This is a genomic window from Polystyrenella longa (assembly GCF_007750395.1).
Classification (GTDB): domain Bacteria; phylum Planctomycetota; class Planctomycetia; order Planctomycetales; family Planctomycetaceae; genus Polystyrenella; species Polystyrenella longa.
Map to the genome: position 1 here is coordinate 128,678 of NZ_CP036281.1, position 16,366 is coordinate 145,043.

At 51.4% G+C, this 16,366-nt stretch carries 16 protein-coding genes; 9 read left to right on the forward strand and 7 right to left on the reverse strand.

The genetic code is table 11. The features are described 5' to 3' along the window. Window positions 1-2 precede the first annotated feature (2 nt). The 5 genes from Pla110_RS00470 to Pla110_RS00490 all read right to left on the reverse strand — a co-directional run bounded on the left by Pla110_RS00470 (window position 3) and on the right by Pla110_RS00490 (window position 4,550). Window positions 3-1,016 (reverse strand): 3-oxoacyl-ACP synthase III family protein, encoded by a 1,014-nt coding sequence (locus tag Pla110_RS00470; RefSeq protein ID WP_144992103.1) that lies wholly within the window; start codon window positions 1,014-1,016, stop codon window positions 3-5. 187 nt (window positions 1,017-1,203) lie between these two features. Then, window positions 1,204-1,887: a NeuD/PglB/VioB family sugar acetyltransferase gene (locus tag Pla110_RS00475; protein ID WP_197440410.1), complete on the reverse strand. Its 684-nt coding sequence runs from the start codon at window positions 1,885-1,887 to the stop codon at window positions 1,204-1,206. A gap of 266 nt (window positions 1,888-2,153) precedes the next feature. After that, the gene (locus tag Pla110_RS00480; protein ID WP_144992107.1) at window positions 2,154-2,399 is read right to left on the reverse strand and encodes an acyl carrier protein; all 246 of its coding nucleotides are present in this window, start codon (window positions 2,397-2,399) and stop codon (window positions 2,154-2,156) included. Between the two features lie 450 nt (window positions 2,400-2,849). After that, window positions 2,850-3,155, reverse strand: a complete 306-nt coding sequence (locus Pla110_RS00485) for a Dabb family protein (RefSeq protein WP_144992109.1) — start codon at window positions 3,153-3,155, stop codon at window positions 2,850-2,852. A 132-nt stretch (window positions 3,156-3,287) separates the two neighbouring features. Beyond that, window positions 3,288-4,550, reverse strand: a complete 1,263-nt coding sequence (locus Pla110_RS00490) for a glycosyltransferase (protein ID WP_197440411.1) — start codon at window positions 4,548-4,550, stop codon at window positions 3,288-3,290. Between the two features lie 504 nt (window positions 4,551-5,054). Between Pla110_RS00490 and Pla110_RS00495 the strand changes: the two genes are divergently transcribed. Beyond that, window positions 5,055-5,960 carry a hypothetical protein gene (locus Pla110_RS00495; RefSeq protein ID WP_144992113.1) on the forward strand — a complete coding sequence of 302 codons (906 nt, stop codon included), beginning with the start codon at window positions 5,055-5,057 and terminating at the stop codon, window positions 5,958-5,960. Between the two features lie 109 nt (window positions 5,961-6,069). Here Pla110_RS00495 and Pla110_RS00500 read toward each other — a convergent pair whose 3' ends face one another. Beyond that, complete coding sequence (locus tag Pla110_RS00500) at window positions 6,070-6,561, reverse strand: GNAT family N-acetyltransferase (RefSeq protein ID WP_144992115.1); 492 nt, start codon at window positions 6,559-6,561, stop codon at window positions 6,070-6,072. 458 nt (window positions 6,562-7,019) lie between these two features. Between Pla110_RS00500 and Pla110_RS00505 the strand changes: the two genes are divergently transcribed. From Pla110_RS00505 to Pla110_RS00540, 8 genes are all read left to right on the forward strand, one after another. Further along, complete coding sequence (locus tag Pla110_RS00505; RefSeq protein ID WP_144992117.1) at window positions 7,020-8,216, forward strand: coiled-coil domain-containing protein; 1,197 nt, start codon at window positions 7,020-7,022, stop codon at window positions 8,214-8,216. 513 nt (window positions 8,217-8,729) lie between these two features. Continuing rightward, window positions 8,730-9,203: a 3-hydroxyacyl-ACP dehydratase FabZ family protein gene (locus tag Pla110_RS00510; RefSeq protein ID WP_144992119.1), complete on the forward strand. Its 474-nt coding sequence runs from the start codon at window positions 8,730-8,732 to the stop codon at window positions 9,201-9,203. 332 nt (window positions 9,204-9,535) lie between these two features. Next, on the forward strand, window positions 9,536-10,288 hold the full coding sequence (gene fabG / locus Pla110_RS00515) for a 3-oxoacyl-[acyl-carrier-protein] reductase (RefSeq protein ID WP_144992121.1): 753 nt from the start codon (window positions 9,536-9,538) through the stop codon (window positions 10,286-10,288). Window positions 10,289-10,517: 229 nt separating this feature from the next. Further along, window positions 10,518-10,910, forward strand: coding sequence for an acyl carrier protein (locus tag Pla110_RS00520; protein WP_144992123.1), 393 nt, complete (start codon window positions 10,518-10,520; stop codon window positions 10,908-10,910). Window positions 10,911-11,019: 109 nt separating this feature from the next. Further along, window positions 11,020-11,499: a 3-hydroxyacyl-ACP dehydratase FabZ family protein gene (locus Pla110_RS00525; RefSeq protein ID WP_144992125.1), complete on the forward strand. Its 480-nt coding sequence runs from the start codon at window positions 11,020-11,022 to the stop codon at window positions 11,497-11,499. A gap of 174 nt (window positions 11,500-11,673) precedes the next feature. Beyond that, entirely contained in the window at window positions 11,674-12,957 is a 1,284-nt protein-coding gene (fabF, locus tag Pla110_RS00530; protein ID WP_144992127.1) for a beta-ketoacyl-ACP synthase II, read from the forward strand. A gap of 321 nt (window positions 12,958-13,278) precedes the next feature. Beyond that, a complete protein-coding gene (locus Pla110_RS00535; protein ID WP_197440412.1) occupies window positions 13,279-14,283 on the forward strand; it encodes an alpha/beta hydrolase in 1,005 nt (334 codons plus the stop codon). Window positions 14,284-14,507: 224 nt separating this feature from the next. Next, complete coding sequence (locus Pla110_RS00540) at window positions 14,508-15,236, forward strand: FHA domain-containing protein (protein ID WP_144992131.1); 729 nt, start codon at window positions 14,508-14,510, stop codon at window positions 15,234-15,236. Window positions 15,237-15,322: 86 nt separating this feature from the next. Here Pla110_RS00540 and Pla110_RS00545 read toward each other — a convergent pair whose 3' ends face one another. Next, window positions 15,323-16,000, reverse strand: a complete 678-nt coding sequence (locus tag Pla110_RS00545; protein ID WP_144992133.1) for a response regulator transcription factor — start codon at window positions 15,998-16,000, stop codon at window positions 15,323-15,325. Window positions 16,001-16,366: the final 366 nt, after the last annotated feature.

Here is a 16,366-nt window from a genome sequence, read left to right on the forward strand (position 1 = left end):
GTTTACGCCTGCCAGGTGATGAAAGTCGCCGACCAAGAGTAACCGACACCAAAGCCGACGAGCATAACTCGGTCACCTTGTTTCAATCGTTGATCCTGTTCGGCTCGGGCGAGGGCGATAGGAATCGTGGAGGAACCGGTGTTCCCAATGTCGGCCATGGAGACGTAGAATTTTTCGTCTGGAATTCGAATCTTGTTTTTTAAATGTTCCAGCATGTAGGCGTTGGCCTGATGGAAGACGACGAGATCGACATCGTCCCAGCCAAAACCGGTCCGTTCGAAGAGGTCGGCAATCGCCTTGGGTACATTCAATAAAGTGAACAGGAAAACTTCCGGTCCATTCATGTGCATGTACGGGTCTTCGTCCGGTGAATGAGCAGGGACTTCGCCCATGTTCCGCTGCGCGAGGTAACGAAAACCTCGCTGCGAAACCATCAGATTGTTCGCACCGAGACCATCGGTTCCATAGATGAACGGTCCAATGGTTTCTTCACTGGTATCGTCAATCGCTTCGATCAGCGAGCAGGCGGCGCCGTCGCCGAAGATGGTCCGGACGTTGGTGTCATTGTCGCGGATGTATTTGCTGTAGGTCTCGCCCGTCAGCATGAGTAGTTTTTTTGACTGACCCGTTTCGACCAGTCCTTTCGCGAGCCCCAGTCCATAGACGTAACCGGAGCAGCCCAGGTTCATATCGAGCGCTCCCGATGTCCGGGGAATACCGAGCCTCTGTTGAATCAGGCACGCCGTTGTGGGCATCAGGTAGTCGGGAGACTGAGAGCAGAAAAGAATGTAATCGATCTCATCCGGTGAACAGATGCCCTGGGCAAACATGTTAATTGCCGCTTGGCAGGCCAGGTCTGAGGCACATTCACCGGGAGCAGCGATTTTGCGGGTCACGATACCGGTTTTGGAAACGATTTTCTCGGCAGTCATCTCAGGAGAGATCGCGGTTAACGTCTCGTTAACGAGTTCGCCTTCAGGTAGATGATAGGTAACGGCTTTAACACTGGCTTTCATGCGTAACGATCTATAACGAGCAAGCCGGGCGTTCGCGAGGCGGCATAATCAGGAGGGGCGGAGAGGGAATCTCCAAGGATGTTTTAATTTATAAAGGATAAAAAACGAGAGCGGTGGGGGATAGGGCAAACCGCAGGTCAGTTTGAGGAGTTTCGGCAGGAGGAAACAAGTGGATGATCTGCTGGATTCAAGCCGCTTTTCGCTCCGCCTGTTGGAAATCAGTCTGACTGTACAGTTTCTTCGCGGGAACTCCCATGACGGTCGTGTGCGCTCGCGTGTTGCGAACAACGACGGAACCCGCTCCGATGCGGCAGAAATCACCCACTTTCACGCCCGGCAACACGGCGGACTGGCAGCCCATAAAGACTCCTTCGCCCAACTTCGCGTTTCCGTTGACTTCGCATTTACCATTGAGGAGAGAACCTGCCCCGATGACTGAATCGTGACCGCACCCGGAATAGATGTTGAAGACAACATCATCGTGGACTTCCACATTCGTCGTGAGGGTCACGAATGGACAGGCGATAATGCCCGTACCCAACTGACAACCGGGGCCGATGAGGGCGGTCGGGTGGATTACATTCGTAAAGACTCCGCCTCGGGCACGAAGTTGTCGACTCATTTTGAGTTTGATGGCCGGATCGCCGATTGCGCAAACGAAGACTTCATTACTGGTCGGTTTATACGTGTTGGCGTCACCCACGACTGAATAACCTTGGGGCACCGGGTATCCTGTCAGGGCTTTTCGGTTGGAGTCGAGAAACCCGGCGACTTTCCAGTCGACATTGTTGGTCTGCTGTGCAGCCAAGGCCCAGGTGAGTACTTCTCGGCCAAGTCCACCGGCTCCAATAATGAGTAACTGTTTCGTCATGCTGTTCTTTTCCTGCTGAGCGAACACAGAATCGGTCTGAGGGTTGGAATCTGTAGCGTGGAAGACGGAAAGGTGCGGCTTGAGAGGCATTCCTATTTCAAATCAAAGTCACAACGCTTCAATATCTGACATCAATAGCTGCAAAAAGCTTCTGCGGATCTGGGTATCGCACACCCAGTTGAAATCACAACTTGAAGTCAGGACGGTTAATACGTCAGAAATCAGGGGATGTTTATACGCGTATTGAGAAGCATCGACTGCCTGTTTTAAGCAGCTTGGCGGGCCGTGAGTGCGGTCTGGATCTGCGTGATCAGCTCGTTGACCTGGCCGCTGCCGAGGATTTGTGTGGGGCTAATTTCGACACCGTACTCTTCGTCAATCAGGGCGATCAGTCCGACGAACGAGAGGGAACCCCAACCGGGGATTTTCTGAATATCGTCGGTCGCCTGGACGGTGCCCGGTTGAAGGTCGAAGAGTTCATCCAGCAGTTCAAGAAATTCCGTTTTCTGCATCTGTCGAATTCCTTTCGGCAGTGTGTCGTGGTGGTCAGGTAGAGCAGGACTATTCCGCCAACATTTCAACCGGCGGAGAATCGGCCCGGAATCCTAACAATTTGCAAAAAGTACAACAACAGCAGATTCGGAGGGAATTTCATGGAGGATCAGCAGAGGAAATAGAAGGGGCATGTCCAGAATGAGCAGGAAAGGTAGCCTGGTCAATCTAGAAGAGTGGTCCGGGTGCCACAGGTACGAGTGCGGAGAGTGACACTTAAAAGTCTTCCCAAAAGACGCATTGGTAGGGGAGTTGCTTTCATCGTCCGCCACGGTAAGTACCAATGATAAATCCGAGGGATGTCCCTCTGTGATCGCACTGCTGGACGAGCCAGCAGTACTACCTTCAACTGCCACCCTTACGAAGGGCAAGCTGTTTATTGATGAGGTTCGATTGCTTCTCCACCCGCTCTACGACTGGTAGTCGAACACGCGTACTTTGTCCCAGTTCTCTTTTTGTTCATTAATGAACTGCAGGTGTCGCTCGGCGGTTTGATAAACGTCGTGCTGTTCACGAGTTTCGAAGATGACGTTCAAGCCGACCTGAAAATCGTGATCGTTCACGGGCCGGGCCAAGTCGGAGACCAGTTTGCCACCACTGCAATGCAGCACGCCATCGTGGTGGGTCAGGTATTTATCGATCGCACCCAGCAGGCTTTCGATTTTCTCGGGAGAATCATCTTTGAGAGAAAAGAACACATTATGATGCAGTGGCATAGGGCAGGGCCTTACGAAGATTTCTCAGGGGAATGAATTAATTCACGTTCATTCCGGCATTGTGGCCCAGCCTCTCGGCAGGTGCAAGCGTTCCCATACACAATCTGGCTTAGATCGCATCGAGCCCATTTCTCAGGCGGCGTGGTGAATTCGGTCTTCGTCCTGTTCTGCTGCGATAGAACCCTGGCCTGTCTCGAGGGCGACGTTCTGTTGCAGGTCGAGACCGTAGACAGTGCCGCGCCAGTTCACTTCGTGTGTGAAGCACATGCGGATTGTTTTCGCGAGGACGTAGCACATCGTCAGTACGGCAACCAGGCGAAAGGCAAGGTAACGTCTTTTTGTTCTTGTCTGTGGATAAATTCGGGCATACAGACTGAGCTGTACGAGTTCGTGAACAACGCCCATATAAAAGAGGGTCGCCATTAGGGGCGTTGCCGTACCCTGCCAGAGGGCAAGGCCACCAGCCATTATGAACGCATAGGGCGTGATGCTGAACAGACCAATGAAAATCATGAGCGCGAACAGTTTTCCCGGTTTGCAGTCGGTTGCCGAATAAAATATACGGCTCCAACCACGAGTGATCTCCTCAAAACTGGAATACATTCGGACGGAAAATAATTGAGCCGCTGAGACGATGTTCAAACGGAGACCCTGTTGACGAACGCGGCGGGCCAGGGCGATGTCTTCCACGAACTTGTCGCGGACAGAACGGTGCTGTCCGATTTCGTCGTACGCTTTGCGATTGATCAAAATGAATTGACCATTCCCCCAGGCCCCATCGCGGTCCGTATGATTGTTGGCTTTGCTCAGTGGGAACAGAATAATCAAGCAAGTGCTCGCATAAGGTTGAATGACTTTTTCCCAGAACGAATGACATTTCAACGTGGGCAGCGCCGTCAGCATATCAAGTTCATGCTCGATCGCGTCGTGCAATGTGATCGACAGAGTATCCGGATGGTGCGTCGTATCGGCATCGACGAAGAGCAACCATTCTCCGCGCGCAAACTTTTGTCCGTATTGCAACGCATGCGTTTTGCCCGTCCATCCTGCAGGAAGGTCTTCGATCTGAATCAGACGGAGGTGTGAATACTCTTCTCCATATCCACGTACGATCTCTGCGGTGTTATCGTCACTGCGATCATCGATGACTAGAACTTCATAGGCGGGATAATTCAGATTGCAGAGCGAATCGAGGCAGGCGGCAATTTTATCCGCTTCGTCCTTGGCGGGAACAAGAATAGAGACGAGTGGAGCACGGTTGGGGGCGACTTGTGCGTCCGAGAGTTTCAGTACGCGCAGAAATCGCTGTTGATAACTACAGACGAAATGTCTGGAGAGCGTTATCAGAATAAGGAAACCGTAAACTCCTAACAGGGATAGTTGCCATGCCGTCATTAGTTCTGGTCCAGAATAAAGTGGACAGTGAAGACCCTGCATTGTGAGTGCGAATAGGTCAGGCACTGTCTGGCATCTCTGCACTGAAGGGGACCGTCGCCGAACAGACGCAGTCTTCAGGCAGTAGATCGGGTGAGCAACATTCCACCTCCAGATCTTGGCTGGATTAATGAACAGAATGCCGCCAAAATTCAGAAGGAACTGACGGTAAACCGACTTAAGACATTTCACTTAAAGACGTTATTGCCGTCTGGTTTGCGCGGATGACTCCGGTGGTCAGTCACTTCATACAAAGACCTTTTTCGGAGTTTCAGCATTTTCCAGTTGATTGGAATCAGCCTCAATTTCGGTTGTGTCGATAGAGTAATGTGGAACAATCAGTAGAACAGGACGGCTCTCTGTTCTTTTGTTGAAAATGGGCGATCAGGTTAAAGTGAACTGACAGTTCTGATTCACCCTTTAAACAGAGTCCCGTCAGTTCAGGCGCAAAGGATTGCGATTATTATGAAGTGGAAAAATCAGTTCGCGCGCAAAGTGACTGCGAAGAAATCTATTAAGAGTACTGCAGCAGGACTTCTCGTCTTATGTATGGGGATTCTGTCAGGGCCAGCGGCAGAAGCCTGTTGGTTGGACAGGCTGTTTCATCTCTCCTGCTGGAGTCCCTGTGTTTCCGGATGCACGCCCACTTTTAATCAGTGTCCCTGCTCACCGATGCCTTATGTGCCGGCGTACTCTTACCAGCCGATGATGTCTCTACCCATCGGTCCGAGCGGTGGATGTGGATGTGGCGGAAGTACGCCGGGTATCTACCCAGGTCACTGGCATCAGTCGTCTTCGATTTTCGGAATTACTCCGACGACGAGTTACCCTGTTACTGGCTCGGTGACTTCGTACCCGCAGACGCAATATTCGCAAACCCAATATCCACAATCGCAGTATTCGCAGACACAGTATCCACAAGCCAGCTCTCATGGATTTTCGTCCTCGGCACCTGCGAACATGTTCATGGTGAGTCAGCAGGGAGGGAGCGATTACAGCGAATGGGAATCGGTCCCTACTGCCGGAAGCCGTGCTTCTCTACAAGGGGTGATTGTCGAGCCAGGTGAGAATACGAACACAGGCTATCCTGTGAATCCGATCACCGAAAAACAGGTGCCAACACCGCGCGATCAGTCTTACTACCAGCCTCAATCTTATGAGACTTACGGACAGGCTTCTTCTCCACAAAATCGTGTTGCCAAAGCCCGCGCCTTTCGAGAGCGGTTTGTATCTCGACAACATTCTAAGTACGAGAGAGCGAGTAAGGACTACCGGAGCAATCAAACGCACTCCACCAGCGATGGCATTCAGCACGATCACCGCAAGTCTGTAAAAGCCCCGACTGCCGCGATTGTCTGGCAGACACCTTAAACTCGGTAATACATAGAATACGCGTCGCAGTTCTTGAAACCTGAAACGACGCGTGAGCGAATGCTGTCTGCCGATCATCGATTCGATGAGACATTCTTCCCGGCGAGCTTCAAGCCGGGTCAGGGTTTTGCAACTCCAACGTTTCCATCACGCTGTACCCGGCCGCCTGCATTCCCAGTTGCTCATAAGTAGATTGAGCGATTTTATTCTGTAGTTCGACATACAGACGAATACCCACCACATCTGTTCGAGCGCGAGCGCGTTCGACGATGGCCTGGTAAAGCTGTTTGAAGATTCCCTGTCGCCGAAAGTGGCTGGCGATATACACGCTTTGTAGCCACCAGAATTCGCCATTGCGCCAGTCACTCCACTCGCGAGTGAACATCACCTGCCCCACGACTTTTCCCGAAATTTCGGCAACGAGGTATTTCCCCTTCGTCGAATCGGCGAGCAGGACTTCAAGCCCCGCGCGCAAAGTTTCGCGGTTGAGTTCTTTGCCCTCTGTTTCGCGCGCTAATTGACTGTTGTATTCGACCAGCGTGTCGATGTCGCAAGTCGTTGCCTCACGTATAGAGACGGCATTTTCAGGGGGCTGGTTCATGGATCTGAACTCCAATTTCAGGCAAATAAGAGAGTGTTTTTAATGGGAAAATGAGTTGGGTTCACCAGTCAAATTTCGGAAATTTTTTGATTCCTTATCAACATTTCTACACAGTCCTGCACAGCTGGAGCAATCAACAGTTCTCGTGTTGTCCGATATCGCGAAAGACAAGTTGGGCAAAACAGAGAAAATAGATCGTGCTGGCGAAAGTTTGCCGGACAGGCTGGCGATATTAATCAGGCAGAGGGTTGCTGTCAGGTAGAGAGGGCCAAGTGGTTGGCCCCGACCCACAGCTTCTCAACACGAGGCCGCACTCGCCTCGATCGTCCCCGAACTTGAATGAACCGAATACAACAGCGGACTTGCCCCGTCCTGCTTTTTTAATAACGCGAGAGGAACTGGCTGTGAATAACCCAGATTATAAGTCGAGAAGAATTTACAGTTCTGAAATCATGGAGATGAAACGACACACACGAAACATGTTGATCATGGGTCTGATTGTGGGTCTGTTTTGCTCCCGTTTCCTGATTGTCCGTCCTCTGGAAAAACGAGTTCGTGAACTCAATAAACAGATGGTTAATGTCCAGGTCGACATGGAAGACCTGGTGGGTGCTCGCGACACCGTTTGGAAAACGAACAATCTACTCAGCAGTCTCGAACGTCAGCAGGAGCAACTGGAAACGGCGACCGCCGCCTTGGAGCAGATTACCGAACTGAGAGTACAACTGGTTGAAGAATCCCGGAAGTCGAGCAAAGCATTCGCTTCACTCGATCTGATTCAGTCGGTGCATGACGAACTGGTTCGCCAGCAGTCATCCACTAACGAAGCGGCTGGCATGCTGGATGAAATGATCGAGCTGCAGGATCGCCTGCTGATGCAGGATGAGAATTCCTACGATGCTGAATTGGCACTCGATCAACTGGCACGCGTTAAACAGCTCGCTCTCTCGGAAGCGGCTGATGCGGACCTCGCAACTTCGGGGTTGCGTCAACTGGCGACTCTCAAGCAGGATCTCATTCAGACAGCGAGCACGAACAAAGCGGCTCAGAAATCGGCTGGCGAGCTGATTGGAATGAAGCAGGCTTTGCTCGACGGTAGCGAAGACAATGCCGCCGCTCGTGCTGCCACGGATCAGCTACTGGGGATGAAAGATCAGATTGTCCTCCGTTCCGGTCAACTGACACAGGCCCGCACTTCGATGACTGAACTGCTCTCCATCCAGCAGAAACTGGCTGCTGTCGAGAACATGAATACATCGGGAGAGAAACTCGAAACGCTGATCGGTCTGCAGGATCGCATCTTAAAGCAGTCGGATTCACTCGCCAGTGCTGTTGAAGCTCTAGAACTGCTCGCCGACTTCCGCGTCGAGTTGACCAACCATGTATCCTCGATGCAGGGAATTCGCCGCGAGCTGGTCGAACTGGCCATGCTGCAGACTTCACTGGGTCAGGTCCTGCAGAATCTGGAACCTCTGACGGAACTCGCCAACCTGCGACGGTTGCCCTCGTCCGAAATTCGGAGTGCCGCTCGCACGATTCTTGATAACCGGGAAGGCAGCCAGGCCAGCCAGTTAGTCGATCAGTCTCAAGCAAAATTCGAAGGAGCCAAATCGGCTCAGGAAATCAAACCGGTTCCAGCCCCCCGGGCTGAGTAATCGACGGTGGCTCGGCCAAGTGCTGAATGCCAGATAAAACCATGATTCCGTTGGGAAACAGGCAGGGAAGAAATTCCCTGCCTGTTTGTATTTACACTTCCTTCACTTCGCGATGCCTCGCAGAGGGGGAGATTTATTTGCTCTCGGCTTATGATAAACGAGCCGTCCGTCTGTTCGCAGACCCTTCTGATAGGCCTTCATTCCTACAGCACGGGCAACGTCACAAGCTGGGGAAATGGGGAATGATGATGGCCTTGTCCTGTATGAAAGGGAGAACTATACTCTCCACCCACCTTTTTCGGGCCAGAATATCGATCGAAAGACCTGCCTTGGCCCGGTAAATTCCCCAAGATCGTCCTGCTACTGAGGCGGGATGCCGTTTTTCAGGGAATGAATTTCAACATCCACAGGCCGCTGAGTTCGGAACTATTTGTGTTCTGAATAATTTCAGTAGGCCTGATTCAGTCCGGCGATGAACGTGATTCATCGATTTCCGGCGACGAGGACAAGGGCATGCGATTTGCGCTGATTGATCAGATTGTCGATATGAAGGCGGGTGAGTCCATCACCGCCATCAAAAACCTGTCATTGGCAGAAGAATATCTCGCCGATCACTTTCCCGGTTTCCCTGTGATGCCGGGCGTTTTAATGCTGGAAACGCTGGTTCAAGCGGGTGCCTGGTTGATTCGCCACACCGAAAACTTCGAACATAGCACTGTCATGCTCAAGCAGGCAGGGGCCCTCAAATTCAATAATTTTGTCTCCCCCGGACAGACGTTAACCGTCAATCTGACCACTCACAAATGGGAAGACGACGGGATCACGTTTAAAGCGAAGGGGCAGATCGGGGATGTTTCGGCTGTTTCTGCTCGCATTATTCTGCAACGATTCAATCTGAGAGACAAAAACCCGAACATGGCGAGTGCGGACGAATTCCAGATTCAAAAATCGAAGGAAATGTTTCAGCACATTTACAAACAGGACTAAGCCTCTTTCACAATTTGTGGAGTCCCTGTTTTTGAGGGTCGTCACGAGATTCGCGTTGTGAACAGAAGAATACACGTTGGAAACGAATTAACTCGGAGAAAAGCCGTTTTTAACCACGGTATTTGGGAAGAATGGGTTGCCTGAAGGTACGACAGCCGAGCTTCAATTTACTACAATTTCAGCCAACGTTCCGCCTGTGGGCAGACAGCAGGTTTGCTTCCAGTACGAGGCGGGGCGTATCAGGTTAACGGATTAACACGGGGGTGAGTTCATTCCGCCGGTTGCGGTTTCAGGAACTCCTCTGAAAAAAGTCATTATCAGGAATACATATTATGAAATTGTCAGGCAGGACAGCGATCGTCACGGGTGGTAGCCGGGGAATCGGCCGTTCCATCGTACAAGCTCTGGCGAAAGAGGGAGCCAAAGTCGCCTTTGTCTACCGATCAAACAAAGAGGCTGCCGATCAGCTGGTGTCCGAGCTGGAGCTCGATCAACGCGAAGTTCTCGCGATTCAGGCCGATGTCGCCTCCTCCGAGGAAGCGGATCGCGTCGTGAAGGAAGTGATTGAGAAATGGGAAAAAGTCGACATCCTCGTAAATAATGCCGGCATTATTCGCGATGGATTGCTAGCTACGATGGGGCCAGAACAGTGGCAGGACGTGATCACCACTAACCTGACTTCTGTCTACAACTTCTGTCACGCCGTCGTTCGACCGATGATGTCTGCTCGTTATGGTCGTATTATCAATATGTCTTCCGTCGCTGCTGAATTTGGCAATTCGGGACAAGTGAACTACGCGGCCAGTAAAGGGGGGATCGAAGGTCTTACCCGCTGTCTCGCTGGAGAACTGGCCCGCCGGAACATCACCGTCAACGCGGTTGCTCCCGGATTTATCGAAACGGACATGACGACGGATGTTGTCAACGCAGCTGGCGATCAGATTAAAAAACAGATTCCCTGCAAACGACTTGGACTGCCGGAAGATATTTCCAACGCCGTTCTTTTTCTGGCAGCGGACGAATCATCATACATTACTGGACAAAGCATCAAGGTCGATGGCGGATTGACACTCGGAGGAATCTAATTCCTCAAGAATCTGCTCAATTCTAAGGTCATTGTTGCCTGAGAATTGGCCGATAATTGACTCCGTTGCCGATACAAATCGTAACGATGCTAACGGTTACTACCACAACACATAATATTCACCAACAGGTTCTGGGTCAGAGTATCCCCGGATATCTCTCAGAGCAGTTGGTTTTCCAGACAAAGAACGTAATAGTTCCCGAACTCACACCAAAACGAGGAGAGATTTGATGGCGTTAACTGACGACGAAATTTTGGCAAAAGTACAAGACACACTGGTGGAAGCCCTCTCGGTCGATGACGACGAGGCGACTCCCGAAGCCACACTCGTCGGTGATCTGGGTGCGGAATCGATCGACTTCCTGGACATCGTTTTCCGGTTGGAAAAGAACTTCGATATCAAAATTCCGCGTGGCGAACTCTTCCCGGAAGACCTCGCTTCCGCTGATTCCGGATTTGTCGAAGGTGGCAAAGTCACCGAGAGCGGAATCGCCCGTCTGCGTGAAAAAATGCCTCATGCCAACGTCGACAAACTGGAAGAAGATCCTCAGGTCGAGAACATTCAGAATCTGTTCACCGTCCAGATGATCGTCAACTTCGTCAAAGCAAAACTGAGTGCCTGAAACGGCTGAACTCTGTTGGCCTTATTCTCGCCGACGATCCAGCTGCAACCTGGCTTGATCGTCGGTTCCGAGTTAACGATCGCATCGCGACCTGTAGTGGATTAACCCCATGCGCTGGATCTGGATAGACAAATTTCTGGAACTTGAAAGTGGTTCTCACGCACGCGCGGTGAAAAACATCACCTTGGCGGAAGAGCATCTGCACGACCATTTTCCCGGATTTCCGGTGATGCCCGGGTCATTAATGCTCGAGGGAATGGCACAAACCGGTGGGATTCTCCTCGGTGAAAAGAATAATTTCGAGCATATCGTGGTGCTCGCCAAAGTTCCTAAAGTGGTATACCACAGCTGGGCCTGTCCTGGTGATACGTTGATTTACACGGCTAAACTCCTTTCCGATAACGAAAAGGGGGGAACCGTCGCCTGTGAAGGACACGTCGGCGATCGGTTGGTGGTTGAAGCGGAAATCGTCTTTTTCCATCTCGATTCCAATGATCCGAACGTTAAAGGAGTTGATCAGAAAAACTTCGTCTTTTCGATGAATCTGATGTCGGTGATGGAAGTTGGCAAAGCGGGAACTGGGGATTGAAGCGTTTCAGAATGACATATTCTGCGTGCTTCACCTGCTTTTTTCTCCTCGATGCTGCTTTCTCCCTGATACTACGCCCGTTACAACTGATGTACCCTAGGCAGAATTTCTCTGATCACCGATAATTGGGCGTTCTCTCCATTTCCTAAATTCAACTATTCAGGTTAAGTCATCATGGATCGTCGTGTCGTCGTCACCGGTATTGGCTGCATCACTCCCGTTGGGAATGATGCCCAGAGTATGTGGGACTCGATTACCGAGGGCAAAAGCGGAATCGACTTCATCACGCATTTCGACGCTTCCCATTTCCCTACAAAATTCGCTGCCGAGGTTCGAAACTTCGATTTCGATGCGTGCGTGAAAGATCCGACCAAGTACAAACACACAGGCCGCAACGTCAAATTTGCCATCGGTGCCGCAAAACAGGCGGTGGAAGATGCTGGTGTGCTGGGAAGCTTAAGCGACCCGGGACGCTTCGGTGTCTATCTGGGAGCCGGAGAAGGGCAGCAGGACTTTCAGATCTTCATGAATCTCGTCGCGAAAGCGCAGCGGGATGGAGAGCTTGATCTCGAACTTTTCACCAAAGCGGGGTTGGAGAAACTCAATCCTCAGGCCGAGCTTGAGCAGGAACCCAACATGCCCTCCGGGCACCTCGCGAATATCTTCAACGCGCAGGGCCCAAACCTGAACTGTCTCACCGCGTGTGCGGCTTCCAGTCAGGCGATTGGTGAAGCGACACAGATCATCAAACGCGGCGATGCCGATGTCATGCTTTCCGGCGGTGCCCACAGCATGATTCACCCGTTTGGAGTCACAGGTTTTAACCTGCTGACCGCACTCAGCACGAACAACGACGATCCCCAGGGGGCCTCCCGCCCATTCGACAAAAACCGTGATGGCTTTGTCTTGGGTGAAGGAGCGGGAATGGTGATCCTGGAAGACCTCGAACACGCGAAGGCTCGCGGAGCGCACATCTACGGCGAGATCATTGGTTACGGATCGAGTGCCGATGCCTATCGTATTACCGACATCCATCCCGAAGGCCGGGGCGGAACGGCGTGTATGAAAATGGCGGTCGAGAGTGCCAAACTCAACCCCGACCAGATCGATTACATTAATGCTCACGGCACCAGCACCGCAGTGAACGACAAAGTCGAAACGCGTGGCATTCGTCAATCTCTAGGTGCCGCAGCGGATAATATTCCCGTCTCCAGTATCAAAAGCATGATGGGCCACCTCATTGCGGCAGCAGGATCCGTGGAAGCCATTGCCTGTCTGCTGGCGATTAAATACAACGTCATTCCGCCTACAACCAACTACGAGACGCCCGATCCTAATTGCGATCTCGACTATGTGCCGAATGTCGCTCGGGAGAAAGAGGTTAATATCGCTCTCTCCAATAGCTTTGGATTCGGCGGACAGAATATCTCACTCATTTTTTCGAAGTATGAAAGTTAATCCATCTGCCGTAGATCGAGCCACCTTATGTAGTTTCAGCTCTGCAGAATAGAGTCGATCATGGATTACCCAGAATTGGCATTTTCACCAAATCATTGAGTGGAAACTGACTGCACTGCTACGGTAGGATCAATCTCACCTTTCGGATCCTGCATTGAGTGGCAACATTCAGTACTGTGCCCTTTCATTACCTGACCCAGCCCTGTACTTCAGGTCGTTCACATTTCTTTGGGGATAGCTCAAGATTTTGGAACGACAATCTGGCGGAGTTTGCCAGAACGAATGCAGAGTTTTAAAACTGTAAATAGAGAAGCCGCTGGGATGGATTACCTTCTCATTCTGAGCCAGATCATTCTGGGAATATTGGCCGTCATGCTGGTACTCGACATCGTGTTGAGAACCACGGCGGTCTATATCATTCTGCCCATTTTTGAACGACGGCCCCCGTTTGGGATTCGTCCTGCTTTTCCAGATCCCAAAGCGGAAGTCATTGAATTCCCCACGACCGACGGTCTGAAACTCCGTGGTAGTCTGTACCGGAATCCTGAACTACCTCCAAAAGGGTTGGTGGTCTTTTGTCCGGAATTCGGTGGTTCGCACTGGTCTGCTAAATGGTACTGCAACGCTCTGATTGATGCCGGCTTTTCTGTTCTCTCCTTCGATTTTCGAAACCAGGGAGCCAGCGAGCACCTGGCTAGTTATCGAGTGATGCACTGGTTGAGCGATTACGAAGTGCAGGACGCGATCTCGGCTGTCGAATACGCGCAGTCCCGTGAGGAATTGGCGGATCTGCCTGTGGGGATGTTTGGGATCAGTCGAGGGGGTGGGGCGGCATTGGCAACCGGTGCCAAACTGGATCGCGTCGAGGCGGTGGCGACCGAAGGAGCCTTCACCACCGACAGCATGATGTTCCACTTCGCGATTCGCTGGGCCACGTTGTACTTTCCGCCCTGGATCATCGATCGGCTTCCAGATCTCCATATGAGGATCTCGCTGACGATCGTCCGTTGGATCAGTCAGTGGCGGCACGGATGTCATTACCTGGTGCTTGAAAAATTATTGCGCCGCTTGAAAAAGAAGCCGGTAATGATGATGAATGGCACCAAAGACAGCTATGTCCATATGGATATTCCTCACAAAATCTTGAAGCGAGCCGGAGGACAGCCCTATCATCAACTCTGGGAAATACCCAACGCAAAGCACAATTTAGGACGCGAAACCATTCCTGAAGAATATGACCAGAAACTGGTCGAGTATTTTTCCCAGACCCTGAATTCCGAAGCCAGTGCGGTGGAACCCTCTGTTCGTACGTCCGAGATTTCTTGACTCCGCGTTTTCCGTCATGTTACAAACGTAAGACATGATCGTGGGCAATCACCGTTTTAACTGTCTGTCTTCGTCGGTCTCTGTCGAAAACATTCCGGTGGATTTCGAATCACGTAGAACATTGCCGTAAGCGGGCTGTACGGGCAATATCTGCATTTCCCCCGGATGTGCCGCACAATCCCTCGTTCATTCACGTCTTTTTCTCCTTTCGGATAGGGTTCCCGATGACATTGGTCACATTGCAGGCCATTGAAGGTCTAGAGCGGGGTCAGGTTTACCAGAACCTGAAACCACCGATAACGATGGGCCGGGAAGAGGAGAATTCCATTCGGCTGAACGACGAACGCGTCAGCCGATTTCACGCTAAAATTCAGGAGGACCAGGGCCATCTCATTTTTACGGACCTGGGCAGCACGAATGGCAGTCGTGTGAATGGCGTCCCCGTTCATCTGCACGTGCTTCAAGTTGGCGACCAGATTTCCATTGGTCGCTGTTTGCTGGTACTGGGGGATGACGAGGAACTGGCGCAGTTCTTTGCGGAGCAGGGCCCACCCGCCGTCAGTCTGACGGAATCGGGACAGTTGATTGATGATGAGACAGAATCAGCCGCGAGCATCAAGAACGGTGCCAGTGAAGAACCTATCGGAGATTCTGGGCCGGTGGAACTGCCCCGTCTTGTAAAGGCACCCGAATTGCCACAAGGGTTAAACCTGCTGCAGAAGACGTTGCTGTCGGACTATCTCGTTTATGTCCATGGACAACTTGGGCAAATCATTAGTACGGCCCGGCAAATGAATCCCGATGAAGCTGATTCCAATGAAGGGCTTGCTGCGGAGAATATGCAGGAGGAATCGGCGGATATGCAAATGAGCTGGTCGCATTGGCAGCAATTAATTCAGCTGGAGATTCAGCTGTCGCGACACCTCAAAAAACTAGCTGATCCGGAAGAGTAACATCGAATCCCCACCCTCTGGTGAGTATTCAGCCACGATAAAAAAAGTAGGCTGTGCGAGAATTCCGCGATAACAGCCCCAGAACGTTACGGCAGAAGCAGGCCTTCTCGGATGGCAAAGCGGGCAAGTTCAACGCGATCGTGGATGCCCAACTTGTGCATAATTCGATATTTGTGGCTATCAACCGACTTGGTGGAGAGGTGCATGTCTTTCGCAACCTCCTTAACGCTTTTGCCGCGGGCAAGCTGACGTAACACCTCGAATTGTCTGGATGTCAATTTCTTCAGACTGTGGGGAGAGTCAATCGTGTACTTTTTGGTTTGGCGGTTATACCGCAGCCGCTGCTGAATTTCCTCGGAGAAAACTTGTTCTCCCTGATGGATTTTCGGGATCGCTTCCAGCAGTTTGCAGAGCGGGTCGACCTTCAGCAGGTATCCATGAGCTTCCAGACGCAGAGCCTGCTCGATGAACACATTCACCAATTGGTTGGTGAGAAAGCAGATTCGCGTCGGCAATTCCTGGCGTTTCATCTCTTCGCAGAGTTCGAAGGTCCCCCCCTGTGTCAGGGCGAGATCGAGAACCAGGATGTCGGGACGATGCTCTAGCAGCAGGGGTAGGGCTTCCTGCGCACTCTCCGCGACGCCCACTACTTGCAGGGTCGATTCCCGATTTATTCGGAAGGAGAGACTATCTAAGAAAATTCGATGATCGTCCAGAAGGACTAATCGAATTGGTTGTATTCGGTCACTGAGGTCGGAAGACATAAACGCAAACCTTTGGCCCAAAAGCTTTATGCATCTTCCCGAAGCGGTCTATCTCAATTTTCAACTAATCAGTTCGGTGGATACGTCATTTGATAAATGAGTATTTTCCGGCAACTACCTGAAGGAGAGAAAACCATGGTTGATAAACTGCTTCTGAAAAACGGCTATTCAAAACAACGAATCAATCAGATGAGATTGCGTCAATTATCTTGAATTATGAGAGGTAATGATCAATCCTCGAAGGCAATCGGTCCTCAGCAACAGGCCCACGTGGATCACGACAGTATATAAATAGAAAAACGAAGCATTTGCTCGCTTAGAACAAGTGAAACTAAAAGCCTCTCCATAATCGGAGATGCTCGGCAT

What these genes read in the sequence shown, in the direction of transcription:
- Pla110_RS00470 (WP_144992103.1), bottom strand. Translation starts at nt 1,016, where the DNA reads ATGAAAGCCAGTGTTAAAGCCGTTACCTATCATCTACCTGAAGGCGAA.
- Pla110_RS00475 (WP_197440410.1), bottom strand. Translation starts at nt 1,887, where the DNA reads ATGACGAAACAGTTACTCATTATTGGAGCCGGTGGACTTGGCCGAGAA.
- Pla110_RS00480 (WP_144992107.1), bottom strand. Translation starts at nt 2,399, where the DNA reads ATGCAGAAAACGGAATTTCTTGAACTGCTGGATGAACTCTTCGACCTT.
- Pla110_RS00485 (WP_144992109.1), bottom strand. Translation starts at nt 3,155, where the DNA reads ATGCCACTGCATCATAATGTGTTCTTTTCTCTCAAAGATGATTCTCCC.
- Pla110_RS00490 (WP_197440411.1), bottom strand. Translation starts at nt 4,550, where the DNA reads ATGACGGCATGGCAACTATCCCTGTTAGGAGTTTACGGTTTCCTTATT.
- Pla110_RS00495 (WP_144992113.1), top strand. Translation starts at nt 5,055, where the DNA reads ATGAAGTGGAAAAATCAGTTCGCGCGCAAAGTGACTGCGAAGAAATCT.
- Pla110_RS00500 (WP_144992115.1), bottom strand. Translation starts at nt 6,561, where the DNA reads ATGAACCAGCCCCCTGAAAATGCCGTCTCTATACGTGAGGCAACGACT.
- Pla110_RS00505 (WP_144992117.1), top strand. Translation starts at nt 7,020, where the DNA reads ATGAAACGACACACACGAAACATGTTGATCATGGGTCTGATTGTGGGT.
- Pla110_RS00510 (WP_144992119.1), top strand. Translation starts at nt 8,730, where the DNA reads ATGCGATTTGCGCTGATTGATCAGATTGTCGATATGAAGGCGGGTGAG.
- fabG (WP_144992121.1), top strand. Translation starts at nt 9,536, where the DNA reads ATGAAATTGTCAGGCAGGACAGCGATCGTCACGGGTGGTAGCCGGGGA.
- Pla110_RS00520 (WP_144992123.1), top strand. Translation starts at nt 10,518, where the DNA reads ATGGCGTTAACTGACGACGAAATTTTGGCAAAAGTACAAGACACACTG.
- Pla110_RS00525 (WP_144992125.1), top strand. Translation starts at nt 11,020, where the DNA reads ATGCGCTGGATCTGGATAGACAAATTTCTGGAACTTGAAAGTGGTTCT.
- fabF (WP_144992127.1), top strand. Translation starts at nt 11,674, where the DNA reads ATGGATCGTCGTGTCGTCGTCACCGGTATTGGCTGCATCACTCCCGTT.
- Pla110_RS00535 (WP_197440412.1), top strand. Translation starts at nt 13,279, where the DNA reads ATGGATTACCTTCTCATTCTGAGCCAGATCATTCTGGGAATATTGGCC.
- Pla110_RS00540 (WP_144992131.1), top strand. Translation starts at nt 14,508, where the DNA reads ATGACATTGGTCACATTGCAGGCCATTGAAGGTCTAGAGCGGGGTCAG.
- Pla110_RS00545 (WP_144992133.1), bottom strand. Translation starts at nt 16,000, where the DNA reads ATGTCTTCCGACCTCAGTGACCGAATACAACCAATTCGATTAGTCCTT.